Raw genomic sequence first — 12,397 nt, forward strand, 5'->3', positions numbered from 1 at the left:
GATGGGAGACGGCGCGCCACACGTGAACCTCTTCGTCCGACCGGGCTGCGGGCGCCGAAATCAATCCTTGTCGCGAAGGGCGCCGTCGTCCGGCGGCCGGACCGCGACGTCCGAGGTGGAGAAGACGCGCAGGACGCTTCGCGTGCCGGCGGTGATGAGGCCGGAGGGTTCGTCGGCGAGCGAACCCCGGCCGTCTTCCAGATGGATTCCCAGCACCACGGCGAAGAACGCCAGGACGACGTTGATTACCAATACAAGTGCCGCGATCACGACGGCGTCATACACGTCACACCCGCCCTCTGTACGGTCCGATTCGGTGTCGAATGTATTCCGCTGTTAATTTGCGCTTTAACGATCAGCGATACTAACCAGTCCTCGAAGTGATCATGGTTGGAATGGTTCTTGTCGTCGTTCTTGTAGTGCAGATACGTCTCCTGATGCTCATGGGTACCAGTGGGCCTTATGCCAGTCATTGGCATGGTTGGAACGGTATGGCAATCTATGTGTACTCGCGTGGGGGTCGCTCGATCCTGCCGAGCGGAAGGGAGTCAGGTGGGATGCCCGAGACGCTCTACCGGCAGGTGGCGGCCGCTCTGCGCGCGCAAATCACCGGCGGAATCCTGCGGCCCGGGGCTCAGCTTCCATCGGAACCCGAACTCGAGAAGACCTTCCGGGTCTCGCGTAACACGGTCCGGCTGGCGCTCGCCTCGCTCGCCAACGAGGGACTCGTCGAAGCGCGTCAAGGCCGCGGGACGTTCGTCCGGGAGCGCACTCCCTTCCTGGTCCTCGCGTCGGCGGAGGAAGGAGCCGCGGACAAGAGCGACAGGGACGCCTTCAACGCCGCCGTGCTGACCGCCGGTCGCAATCCCGATCAGAGCGGCTTCCGGATGGAGGTGCGCACCGCCTCCTCCGAGGTGGCGGCCCGTCTTCAGCTGGACGAGGGCACCTTGGTGGTGGTCCGCAGCCTGCTGCGCCTGATCGACGGTCGTCCGTGGTCGATCCAGGAGTCCTTCTATCCCATGGACATCGCCGAGGGCACGGCTTTGATGTCGCCGGTGGACATCCCGTACGGGACGATTTCGGAGATGGCGCGACGCGGTCACGTCCAGGCCGGCTACCGCGACGAGGTGCTGAGCCGGATGCCGACGCAGACGGAGGCCGTCCAACTGAGCCTGGGGCCCGGAGTCCCGGTGCTGGAGATGTTTCGCATCGCGTACTCGGTGGAGCGCCCGATCCGCCTCACGATGAACGTGTACGCGGGAGACAGCACCCAGTTGGCCTACGAGATCGGTGACGTGTCCGCCTTCCACGTCGACCCCTGAAACCGGGGATGGAGCCTCTGAATGCCGTTCCATGTGCGCCTTGCGGTCGACGAGGACCTCGACACCCTGCTGGCGATGAGACAGGAAATCGCGAACTGGCTGGCGTCACGGGGGAGCGATCAGTGGCAGAATCCGTGGCCCGACGAACGACGACAACGAGGCCGAATTCTCTCCGGAATCGTCAGGCGTGAAACCTGGCTTTTATGTGAGGGCGGCCGGGCGGTCGCGACGATATCTCTGCTCGATTACGACGCGGGAAATCTCTGGACGGGCACCGAGGGGGGCCGGGAGCCGGCGCTGTACGTCCAGCGCCTGATGGTCCGGCCTGGATACATGGGCCTGCGGATCGGGGTCAGGCTGCTGGGCATGGCCTGCGTTCACGCGGTGCAGCGCGATCTCCCCTGGATCCGGTTGGACGCCTGGACGACCAACGTCGAGCTTCACCATTACTATCTGCGACAGCAGTTCCACTTTAAAGGGTACATACCGGACAAAGTTCTTGAAAGGCCGGATCTGGCCGGATATCCCTCCGCGGCCCTCTTCGAGCGAGGAGTCGACACCGGTCGAGCAGGCGGAGGGGAAGCCGTGAGATGCGCCCGGCATGAGGCGAAGAATTTTTCTACCTTGCCGCAAAATGGTTCTACTACTCGGGCCGCCGAGGGTAGCGTAAAAACACCGGCGCTTCAGAGGTAAGTGGTCTGAGGGCGTGGCTCGTATCCCGTACGATGCCGCTGTCTGTTCCTTAAGCGGGGAAACCGCCCCGCTCGGCGCAAGGATGACCATAGATGATTGTCACGCCCGCACCGTACAGCCATGCGTGGCTGCGCCTCCCTGTCGCCTATGTCGCGCAGGTCGCGGAAGCCCTCGGCGCCCGCGTTCTCCAGTGGTGGGACGACCCGTACGACCCTCGCGACGCCACGGTGAGACTGGTGGACGGCGACGCTCTCGTCTGGGACGAGGAGACCGGCTGGCGGCACGGCCGGTTCGTCAGCGGTGAGAAGGGCGTGCGGACCCGGCTCGAAGGCATCCGCTACCTCGGCGGCGGCGTCCTGCCCCGCCCCGCCGACGTCGTCGGGCTCCTCGACGACGCGCGGTACGGCAGCGGCACGCGACTCGTCTACAGGTCCTTCACGGACCTGCACGACGGGTTCGACGCGGACCTCGCCTCGTACGCCGCACTGCCGGTCTGACCTCCAGCGTTCGTCCCCGTCCCCTCGGCGCGGGCCGAGGGGACGCGGACGGTCAGCGGGAGCGGCGGGTGCGCAGGAAGTCGCTGACGACGTACTCGCCGAGACGGTCGGCGCTGGGGGCGAAGACCCGCCCCCCGTTCCGCCGGGCGAGCTCGTCGACGAAGTCCCGCAGGCGGTCGTCGGCGGCCAGCATGAAGACGTTGATCGTCGCCCGCCGCCGGGTCATCTTGTCGACCTCGGCGAGGGTCAGCGCCAGCGTCTCGGCCGACGGCGGCCACTCGAAGCGCGGCACGCCGTTGCGCATCAGGTGCGCGGTCGGCTCGCCGTCGGTCACGACCAGCACGACCGGCTCGAAGTCGGGGTGCCGGTCGAGGTGGCGGCCCGCGATCAGCAGCGCGTGGTGCAGGTTGGTGCCCTGGACCATGTCCCATTCGAGCCCGGCCAGCTCGTCGGCCCGCAGCACCCGGGCGTAGTTCGAGAAGCCGATGATCTGCACCGCGTCCTGGGGGAACTTCGAGGCCACCAGCGCCTGCAGCGCCAGCGCCGTCTGCTTGGCCGCGGCCCACGTGCCGCGCAGGGCCATCGAGTACGACAGGTCGACCAGCAGGCAGACCGCGGCGGCGGACCTGCGCTCGGTCTCCGCCACCTCGAAGTCGTCCACGGTCAGCGTGACGGCGCCGCCGGGCGGCCGCCCGGCCCGCCGGACGCCGTTGACCACCGTCCTGACGACCTCGATCGGCTGCTCGTCGCCGAACCGCCAGGGCCGGCTCGTGCCGGTCAGCTCGCCGGCCGTCCCGGCGTCCCGCTGGTCGTGGTCGCCCCGCCGTCCGGAGTCGAGCGAGGCGAACACCCGCCGAAGAGCGGTCTCCCCGAGACGCCGTACGGCCTTGGGGGTGAGCTCCAGCTTGCCGCGGTTGCGGCGCAGGTACCCCTGGGCCTCCAGCTCCCGCTCGACCTGCCGCAGGGCCTCCAGGTCGTCGACCGCGGAACGGCCGAGGGCGCGCCGGATGGCGTCCTCGTCGATGTCGTCGAGCCGGGCGCCGGGGTAGTCCTGCCGGAGGGCGGTCTCCAGGTCGCTCAGGTCGGCGAGCTCCTGAAGGGCCGAGACGGCGTCGCCCATGCCCATGGGGTCGTCGCCGGACACCCGTTCCGGCGCCCCCCAGGACAGGTCGGGACGGCGGGAGTAGAGCGCGTCGCCGAGGCGGCGCATCTGCTCCGCCAGCCCGGCCTGCTGGAGGGTCTGCTCCATGAGCCCGGCCAGCTCCTCGCGCTGCTCGGGCGTGAGGGACGCCAGCAGCCGCTGGGCCGCGGCGGCGCGCCGCGCGAGCTGGTCGACCAGCTCCTCCAGGTTCTGCGGATTCTCGGGGAACATGTCCCCGTACTTCTGCATGAACTGGTCGAAGTCGTCTTGGGTGTGCTCGCCCCGCGCGTCCCGGTCGAGCATGTCGTTCAGGTCCGTCATCATCTGGCGGACGCGTTCCATGGCGGCCGGGTCGGGGTTGGCCAGCGCGTCCCGCATGCCGCGGAACTGGCTGTCGAGCACCTCCCGGCGTAGCAGGTCCCGCAGCTCCTCGAACGTCTGCCGGGCCGCGGGCGAGCGCCAGTCGTACTCGGACAGCTCCTGGATCGCGCGGGAGGTGTCCGAGGGCAGCGCGTCGAGCGCCGCCTCCCGGAACCGGGCGTCGTCGGAGGGGTCGGGGAACAGCTCGGCCCGCTCCTGACCGATGGCCGTGTCGAGCAGGGCCCGCGCCCGCTCCAGCGTCCCGTCGAGCCGCGTGTTGTCCCGCAGCTCGCGGCGGCGCTGCCGCACCTGGCGCAGCAGGTCCTCCAGGCCGCGCCGCCCGGGGGCGTCCGGCAGCCCCCGCCGCAGCAGGTCGCGCAGCGCGTCGAGCGGGGTCGATCCGGACAGGATCGCGTCGCCCATCTCGTCGAGGGCCGAGCGCACGTCGTACGGCGGGGCCAGCGGATCCGGCCCGTCGTGGTACTCCCGATAGAAGTAGGACACCTCGGTCACCGCTCCCTTCGTGCCCTGCGGACGGGGCGGCCGGCGGTGGTCGGGGGGATCACGTGCGGTACACCGCTCCGCCGGCGACCTCGTCCTTCGACAGCCGGCGCATCAGGTAGAGCCCTTCGAGGGCGAACTCCAGGGCCGCCGCGGCGTGGCCGGGGGACTCGTCGCCCTCGCCCATGCCCAGGCGGGCCATGACCTTGGACAGGCCCTCGACCCGGCCGATCCGGCGCAGCAGCTCGTGGGCCGCGACGAGCTCGCCCGACTCGACCTGGGCGCCCTTGCCGAACCTGTCGAGCAGCGGCGCGAGGTCGGTGCCGCCGAGCGTGCCGCGGAAGGTCTCGGCCGTCGCGCGGCGCAGCAGGTGGGCGAGCACCTCGATCTCCCGGCCCTCCTCGCTGACCTCGAACTCGACCTTGCCGCGCAGCGTGTGGACCACGCCGGGCAGGTCGCACACGCGGGTGACGGGCCGTTCCTCCCCGGTCAGCGCGGCCCGCCGTACGGCGGAGGCGGCGGCCGTCTCGGCGGCGGCGATCGAGAACCGGGCGGACACCCCGGAGCGGGCGTCCACCGCGGTCGACTCCCGGACCAGCCGGGTGAAGCGGGCGATGACCTCCACCAGGTGGTCGGGCAGGTCGGCGCCGAGATCGTCGAGGTCCGCCTCCTGGCGGATCAGGACGAGCTCGTCCTCGATCGACTGGGGGTAGTGGGTGCGGATCTCCGCCCCGAACCGGTCCTTCAGGGGGGTGATGATCCGCCCGCGGTTGGTGTAGTCCTCGGGGTTGGCGCTGGCGATCAGCAGGATGTCGAGCGGGAGCCGCAGGTTGTAGCCGCGGACCTGGATGTCGCGCTCCTCGAGGACGTTCAGCAGCGCGACCTGGATGCGCTCGGCCAGGTCGGGCAGCTCGTTGACGGAGAAGACGCCGCGGTTGGTGCGGGGCACCAGGCCGTAGTGGACCGTCTCGGGGTCGCCGAGCGTCCGGCCTTCCGCGATCTTGATGGGGTCGACGTCGCCGATCAGGTCGCCGACGGAGGTGTCGGGGGTGGCGAGCTTCTCGCCGTACCGGTCGTCGCGGTGCTTCCACGCGATCGGCAGGTCGTCGCCGAACTCGGCGGCGACGCGGCGGCAGCGCACGCAGACCGGCTCGTAGGGGTGGTCGTTGATCTCGCATCCGGCGACGACGGGCGTCCACTCGTCGAGCAGCCCGGTGATCGTGCGGATCAGCCGGGTCTTGCCCTGGCCGCGCTCGCCCAGGAGCACCAGGTCGTGCCCCGCGATGAGGGCCCTTTCCAGGTGGGGCAGCACGGTCTCGTCGAAGCCGACGATGCCGGGGAATCGGGATTCGCCGTCCCGCAGCCGGGAAAGGAGGTTCTCCCGGATCTCGGCCTTGACCGTGCGGTAACGGTGTCCACTCTCGCGCAGTTCACGCAGAGTGCTGGAGGCAGGCGTGGGCGATTTGTGCACGGTGTCGAGACTACGTCCCCGCCGGGGCGTGCGGCATCCCGGTTCCCGCATCCGCGCGGATCCGCCGATTGCGTGCGGGGTCCGTGCGTTGAAGTCCTCCCAGTGGGGAGAATCCGGCAAGGACGATTACTGGTGGCGACAAGAGGAGGCGAGACGATGGCGGTGATCACAAGCCGCTTCGCCGACGGTCTCGCCGTGGGCGCCGACCTGGTGGACGCGGCCGAGGGCGCGATCCGGCGGGCCCTGGCCGGCCTGTCGGGGCCGCCCGACCTGGTGTGCTTCTTCATCTGCGGGGACGACCCCGAGGACGTGAGCCGTGCGGGACGCCGCGCGATGGAGACCGTGCCCGGCGCCCACGTGATCGGCTGCAGCGCGACCGGGGTCATCGGGGACGGCCAGGGCGTCGAGCTCAAGCCCGCCGTCAGCGCCTGGGCGGCCTCGCTCGGCGGCGCCAGGGTGACCACGTTCGCCCTGGAGACGCTGCGGACCGAGGACCGGTTCGTGGTCGTCGGCCTCCCGGAGCGGGAGCCGGACGACCAGGTCGCGATCATGCTGGCCGACCCCTACAGCTTCCCCACCGACGCCTTCATCGAGCACTCCAGCGAGGTGCTCGACAGCCTGCCGATCGTCGGCGGGCTCGCCAACGGCCTGCAGGGGCGCGGGTCGGTCCGGCTGTTCGCGGACGGCGAGGTCCACGAGGGCGGCGCGATCGGCGCGATCATCGGCGGCCCGGTGCGGGTCGACACGGTCGTGAGCCAGGGATGCCGTCCCATCGGGCCGTCCATGGTGGTCACGGGGGCCGAGGACAACGTGCTGCTGGAGCTCGCCGGTCAGCCGGCGCTGGCCCGGCTGGAGGACATCGTCAGCGCGCTCGACGAGTCCGACCGCGAGCTGGTGGCCTCCGGTTTACAGATCGGCATCGCGATGGACGAGTACGCCGAGCGCCACGAGCGCGGCGACTTCCTGATCCGCGGCGTCGTCGGCATCGACCCCGAGCGCGAGGCGGTGGCGATCGGCGACGTGGTCGAGATCGGCAGGACGGTCCGGTTCCAGGTCAGGGACGCCGAGGCGGCCGACGAGGACCTCTACGAGCTGCTCGACGCCCACATGGAGCGCATCGGGCGGGCCGACGGGGCGCTGCTGTTCTCCTGCAACGGCCGGGGCTCGGCGATGTTCGGCTCGGCCGACCACGACGCGCTCGCCGTGCGCGACACGCTCGGGCCGATCGGCGTGGCCGGGTTCTTCGCGGCCGGCGAGATGGGCCCGGTCGGCGGGCACAACCATGTCCACGGCTTCACGGCGTCCCTCCTCGTCTTCTCCTCCGGCGCCGGCGACCGGCGGGTGGCCGGGTGACGGCGGACGGCCTGACGCTGGCCGTCGACATCGGCGGGACGAAGTTCGCGGTGGGCCTGGTGGGCCCGGACGGGCGGCTGGAGACCTCGGAACGGGCGGCCACCCCGTCCGGCGGCGAGGCGGAGACGCTCTGGAAGACGCTGACGGACCTGCTCGACGGCCTCGGCATGCCGGGGCGCCCCGCGGGGGTGGGCATCGGCTGCGGCGGCCCGATGACCTGGCCCGACGGGGAGGTGTCCCCGCTCAACATGGCGGGCTGGCGCGGCTTCCCGCTGCGGGCGCGGCTGGCCGCGCGCTTCCCCGGCGTGCCGGTCCGCATCCACAACGACGCCGTCTGCCTGGCGGTCGCCGAGCACTGGCGGGGCGCGGGGCGCGGCAGCGCCAACATGCTCGGCATGGTGGTCTCGACCGGGGTCGGCGGCGGCCTGATCCTCGGCGGGCGCCTGATCGACGGCGGCACCGGGAACGCCGGGCACATCGGCCACGTGGTCGTCGACCCCGGCGGCCCCCCGTGCCGGTGCGGCGGCTGCGGCTGCCTGGAGGCGATCGCCCGCGGCCCAGGCCTCGCCGCCTGGGCCGTCGAGCAGGGCTGGTCGCCGGGCCCGGGCCCAGAGGACGACGACGGGCTCTACCAGGAGGCGGGCACCGCCACCGCCCGCAGGCTCGCCGCGGACGCCGCGGCGGGGGACCCGGTCGCCGTCGCGGCGATGAACCGGGCGGGACGGGCGCTCGGGACGGCGATCGCCTCGGCGGTCAACCTGTGCGACCTCGACGTCGTGACGATCGGCGGCGGGCTCTCCCAGGCCGGGCCGCTGCTGTTCGGCCCCCTGGAGGAGGCGCTGCGCGAGCACACGCGGATGGCGTTCGCGAGCCGGGTGAGGGTCGTGCCCGCGTCCCTAGGGCAGGACGCCGGCCTGATCGGCGCGGCCGCGCTCGTCCTCGCCGGCGAGAGCTACTGGTCCGCCCCCTGACGCCCCGGTGATCGCCCACCCCGGCCTGGCCGCCCGTACGGGGGCGATCTAGGGTGAGGGTGACGAAGGGGGATCTTCTGTGAGCATCGGGGCACTCGCCGGGATCGCGCTGGTCGCGCTGGGCATGGTCCTCACGCCCGGGCCGAACATGATCTACCTGGTCTCGCGGTCGATCAGCCAGGGCCGCCGGGCCGGCCTGGTGTCGCTCGGCGGGGTGGCGGCCGGCTTCCTCGTGTACCTGGCGGCCTCCTGCCTCGGGCTGACGGCCGTGTTCGCCCTGGTCCCGGAGGCGTACCTGGCGATCAAGCTCGCCGGCGCGGCGTACCTCCTCCACCTCGCGTGGAAGACCGTGCGCCCGGGCGGGGTGTCGGTCTTCCAGCCGAGGGACCTGCGCCCCGACTCGACCCGCAGGCTGTTCACGATGGGGCTGGTCACCAACGTGCTGAACCCCAAGGCCGCCGTGCTGTACCTGTCGCTGCTGCCGCAGTTCGTCGACCCCGCCGAGGGGCACGTGATGACTCAGAGCTTCGCCCTCGGGACCGTGCAGATCGCGGTCAGCATGCTCGTCAACACGGTGATCGTGCTGACGGCGGCGAGCCTGGCCGCCTTCCTCGGGACCCGGCCGAGCTGGCTGCGGCTCCAGCGGTACGTCATGGGCACGATGCTCGGCGCCTTCGCCGTCAAGCTGGCGGTCGACCGGCCGCCCGCGGTCGTCACGGCCTCGTAGGGCCCGCGCGACGCGCCGGAGGGCCCGCACGGCGCGGCCCCGTGAGGTGGGAGACTGCGGACATGGCTGTCCCACAGGTGACGTACGACGACGTCGTCGCCGCACGCGAGCTGCTGAAGGGTGTGGCGGCGCAGACGCCCGTCGTCCACTCCCGGGTGCTGTCCGAGACCGTCGGCGGCTCGGTCCACCTCAAGTGCGAGAACCTCCAGCGCGCCGGGTCGTTCAAGGTCAGGGGCGCGTACGTGCGTATCGCCCGGCTGAGCGAGGAGGAGCGGTCGCGGGGCGTCGTGGCCGCGAGCGCGGGCAACCACGCCCAGGGCGTGGCGCTGGGCTCGGCGCTGGTCGGCGCCAAGGCCACGGTCTACATGCCGCACGGCGCGCCGCTGCCCAAGGTCGAGGCCACCCGCGCGTACGGCGCGGACGTGGTGTTCGCCGGGCACACGGTCGACGTGGCGCTCCAGGCCGCGCGGGAGCACGCGGACAAGACCGGGGCCGTGTTCATCCACCCCTTCGACCACCCGGACGTGGTGGCCGGGCAGGGGACGGTCGGGCTGGAGATCGTGGAGCAGCTCCCCGACGCGGCCACGATCGTGCTGCCGATCGGCGGCGGCGGGCTGGCGGCGGGCGTCGCCCTGGCGGTGAAGTCCCTGCGGCCCGGCATCCGGGTGGTCGGCGTGCAGGCCGAGCGGGCCGCGGCGTATCCGGAGTCGCTGGCCGCGGGCCACCCCGTGATGGTCGAGCCCGCCTCGACCATGGCCGACGGCATCGCGGTCGGACGGCCGGGGGAGCTGCCGTTCGAGCTGATCCACTACCTGGTGGACAGCGTGGTCACGGTCTCGGAGGAGTCGCTGTCGCGGGCGCTGCTGCTCTGCCTCGAACGGTCGAAGCTGGTCGTGGAGCCCGCGGGGGTGGCCGGCGTGGCCGCGTTGCTGGACCAGCCGCACGCGTTCGAGCCGCCGGTCGTGGCGGTGCTGTCGGGCGGCAACATCGACCCGCTGCTGCTGGCCCGCGTGCTGCGGCACGGGCTCGCCGCGGCCGGCCGCTACCTCGCCTTCCGCATCCGGTTGACCGACCGGCCGGGCGCGCTGGCGGCGCTCCTCGGCCGGCTGGCCGAACTGGGGGCCAACGTCCTCGACGTGGTCCACGAAAGGGTCGGCGCCCGCCTGCAGGTGGAGGAGGCGGAGGTGCTGCTGCAGTTGGAGACCCGCGGCCCGGCGCACTGCGACGAGGTGCTCGGCGCGCTGCGCCGGGACGGCTACAAGCTCTTCTTCTCCTGACCTTCCAGATCAGGGGACGTCGGCCGGGCGGCGCGGCTGGGACAGCCAGGCGTCGAACAGGCCGCCGAGCTTCTTGCCCGACATCTGCTCGGCCAGCGCCACGAACTCGGGCGTGGTGGCGTTGCCGTACTGGTGGTCGGCCGTCCACTTCTTCAGCAGCGCGAAGAACGTGGCGTCCCCGATCGACTTGCGCAGGGCGTGCAGCGTCATGGCGCCGCGGTTGTAGACCGAGGCGTTGAACAGGTCGCCGGGGCGGGCCGTCCCGGGCGGATACGCCCACATGGGGTCGGCGGCGTTCGCGTAGTAGCGGCGGAACTCCGCGTCGGCCGTGTCGCCGCCCTTGTGCTCGGCCCAGAGCCACTCGGCGTACGTGGCGAAGCCCTCGTTCAGCCACAGGTCGCGCCAGCGGGTGATGCTCACGCTGTCGCCGAACCACTGGTGGGCCAGCTCGTGGGCGACGATCCCGGACTCCGGCGGGAACCCTCCGTAGATCGGCTTGGTCTGGTTCTCCAGCGCGTACCCCGCGGCGAAGTCGTCGATCACGCCGCCCGTCGAGGAGAAGGGGTACGGCCCGAAGACGGTGGACCAGTAGTCGGTGATCTCCGCGCTCCGGGTGTACAGGTCGTTCAGCGAGGAGTGGAAGGCCGGGTCGACGGCGGCGTACACCGGCACGCCGGCCGCCGTCTTGCCCGTCCGCACCTCGAACTTCCCGGTCGTCATCGTGGCCAGGTAGGAGGCCATCGGGTGCCGCTCGTGCCACACGAAGGTGGTGCGGCCGCCGTTCGTCACCGGGGCGCCGTCGAGCTCGCCGTTGGCGATGGCCGTCACGCCCTGGGGCACCGTGAGCCGGAAGTCGTAGGTGGCCTTGTCGGCCGGGTGGTCGTTGGACGGGAACCACGTCTTGGCCCCGTTGGGCTCACAGGTGACGAACGACCCGTCCTTGGTGGCGATGAAGCCGTACGTCCCGAGGTCGCGGTCGCCGTGCACGGGGTCGGGCACGCCGGAGTAGTCGACGACGACCTCGAAGGAGGCGCCCTTGCCGATCGCTCGGGACGGGGTGAGGGTCAGCTCGTCGCCCCGGCGGGCGAAGGCGGCCGCCGCGCCGTCGACCGTCACCTTGCCGACCGTGAGGCCGTGCAGGTCGAGGTCGAACGACGACAGCTCCTGCGTGGCGGTCGCCGTGATCGCGGCGCTGCCCGCCAGCCGCTTCGTGGCCGGGTCGTACGACAGGGTGAGCCCGTAGTGCCCGACGTCGTACCCGCCGTTGCCGTCGGTCGGGAAGTCGGGGTCGCCGATCCCCGGCGCGCCGGCGGTCCCGCTCGCGGCGCGCGCGGCGCCCCCCGAGGCGAGGGCGCCGTCAGGCGTGGGCGTCGGCGCGGCGGCCGCGCCCTCGGACGCGGCGCAGGCCGCGCCGGCTCCGAGGAGTACGGCGGAGATCGCGGCGGTCAGGGAAAGCGTGATGGGGTAACGGTTCGCAGACATAGGTCCGTCCACCATACGCGAACAATCTCGCAGGTCAGGGACGTGACAGGGCCGAATGTGTCAGGTGTCGACCACGAGCGTCCCGGCCGCCTTGTCGTGCAGCGCCTGCTTGCGCCGGTCGAACAGGATCCAGGCCAGATTGACCAGGCCGAGACAGCACAGCCAGCCCAGGACGACCTCCACGAGCTGGCGGACCGCGATCCGCCCCGGCCCGGCCGGCTCGCCGTCGTCCCGGGCGACCCGCATGCCGAACAGCGCCTTGCCGAGGGTCCGTCCCCGCCAGAACGACTGGAGCGCCCAGTAGTAGAGGAAGGCGATCACCCCCGCCAGGGCGGCGTGGGTCACCCGGACGCTCGTGAACGACCCCGTGGCGGGGCTCCAGGCCATCCGCCAGCTGCTCCAGGTGAACGGCGCCGAGACGAGCGAGACGATCACACCGTCGGCGATGCCGGCGAACAGGCGGCGCCAGCGGCCGGCCAGCGGCGGGGCCGTCTTCCCCAGCGGGAGGGGAGACCACGGGACCTGCGGCTCGTACGGCCCGCCCGGAGGCGGCGGCGGTGCTCCCATGGCTGGTTGGTCACCACGCCGCCGCCCGGGCAAAG

Annotated in this window: 12 protein-coding genes; 7 read left to right on the plus strand and 5 right to left on the minus strand. The window is 71.8% G+C overall.

Translation table 11 applies throughout. The features are described from left to right. Nucleotides 1–60 precede the first annotated feature (60 nt). On the minus strand, nt 61–285 hold the full coding sequence (locus Mco01_RS17090) for a hypothetical protein (RefSeq protein WP_204057879.1): 225 nt from the start codon (nt 283–285) through the stop codon (nt 61–63). A gap of 110 nt (nt 286–395) precedes the next feature. Here Mco01_RS17090 and Mco01_RS17095 point away from each other — a divergent pair, with 110 nt between their 5' ends. The 3 genes from Mco01_RS17095 to Mco01_RS17105 all read left to right on the plus strand — a co-directional run bounded on the left by Mco01_RS17095 (nt 396) and on the right by Mco01_RS17105 (nt 2,512). Beyond that, nucleotides 396–1,322: a GntR family transcriptional regulator gene (locus Mco01_RS17095; protein ID WP_204057880.1), complete on the plus strand. Its 927-nt coding sequence runs from the start codon at nt 396–398 to the stop codon at nt 1,320–1,322. Between the two features lie 21 nt (nt 1,323–1,343). Next, on the plus strand, nt 1,344–2,015 hold the full coding sequence (locus tag Mco01_RS17100) for a GNAT family N-acetyltransferase (RefSeq protein ID WP_204057881.1): 672 nt from the start codon (nt 1,344–1,346) through the stop codon (nt 2,013–2,015). A gap of 92 nt (nt 2,016–2,107) precedes the next feature. Then, the gene (locus Mco01_RS17105) at nt 2,108–2,512 is read left to right on the plus strand and encodes a DUF6292 family protein (RefSeq protein WP_204057882.1); all 405 of its coding nucleotides are present in this window, start codon (nt 2,108–2,110) and stop codon (nt 2,510–2,512) included. A gap of 52 nt (nt 2,513–2,564) precedes the next feature. Here Mco01_RS17105 and Mco01_RS17110 read toward each other — a convergent pair whose 3' ends face one another. Both Mco01_RS17110 and Mco01_RS17115 read right to left on the minus strand, forming a co-directional pair. Then, nucleotides 2,565–4,517: a vWA domain-containing protein gene (locus tag Mco01_RS17110; RefSeq protein ID WP_036332895.1), complete on the minus strand. Its 1,953-nt coding sequence runs from the start codon at nt 4,515–4,517 to the stop codon at nt 2,565–2,567. Between the two features lie 58 nt (nt 4,518–4,575). After that, entirely contained in the window at nt 4,576–5,985 is a 1,410-nt protein-coding gene (locus Mco01_RS17115) for a sigma 54-interacting transcriptional regulator (protein ID WP_239103675.1), read from the minus strand. A gap of 156 nt (nt 5,986–6,141) precedes the next feature. Between Mco01_RS17115 and Mco01_RS17120 the strand changes: the two genes are divergently transcribed. The 4 genes from Mco01_RS17120 to ilvA all read left to right on the plus strand — a co-directional run bounded on the left by Mco01_RS17120 (nt 6,142) and on the right by ilvA (nt 10,313). Continuing rightward, complete coding sequence (locus Mco01_RS17120; RefSeq protein ID WP_036332416.1) at nt 6,142–7,338, plus strand: FIST signal transduction protein; 1,197 nt, start codon at nt 6,142–6,144, stop codon at nt 7,336–7,338. Further along, nucleotides 7,335–8,309 carry an ROK family protein gene (locus tag Mco01_RS17125; RefSeq protein WP_239103676.1) on the plus strand — a complete coding sequence of 325 codons (975 nt, stop codon included), beginning with the start codon at nt 7,335–7,337 and terminating at the stop codon, nt 8,307–8,309. Before Mco01_RS17120 ends, Mco01_RS17125 begins: the two co-directional genes overlap by 4 nt. Before the next feature lie 79 nt (nt 8,310–8,388). Next, nucleotides 8,389–9,036: a LysE family translocator gene (locus Mco01_RS17130; RefSeq protein WP_239103677.1), complete on the plus strand. Its 648-nt coding sequence runs from the start codon at nt 8,389–8,391 to the stop codon at nt 9,034–9,036. Nucleotides 9,037–9,098: 62 nt separating this feature from the next. Beyond that, nucleotides 9,099–10,313: a threonine ammonia-lyase gene (ilvA, locus tag Mco01_RS17135; protein WP_204057884.1), complete on the plus strand. Its 1,215-nt coding sequence runs from the start codon at nt 9,099–9,101 to the stop codon at nt 10,311–10,313. A gap of 9 nt (nt 10,314–10,322) precedes the next feature. On the opposite strand, the gene Mco01_RS17140 is transcribed toward ilvA, so the two are convergent. Continuing rightward, on the minus strand, nt 10,323–11,795 hold the full coding sequence (locus Mco01_RS17140) for a M1 family metallopeptidase (protein ID WP_204057885.1): 1,473 nt from the start codon (nt 11,793–11,795) through the stop codon (nt 10,323–10,325). 60 nt (nt 11,796–11,855) lie between these two features. After that, on the minus strand, nt 11,856–12,362 hold the full coding sequence (locus Mco01_RS17145) for an RDD family protein (RefSeq protein ID WP_204057886.1): 507 nt from the start codon (nt 12,360–12,362) through the stop codon (nt 11,856–11,858). Nucleotides 12,363–12,397: the final 35 nt, after the last annotated feature.

Origin of the sequence: Microbispora corallina (assembly GCF_016863035.1) — a bacterium.
GTDB classification, from domain to species: domain Bacteria; phylum Actinomycetota; class Actinomycetes; order Streptosporangiales; family Streptosporangiaceae; genus Microbispora; species Microbispora corallina.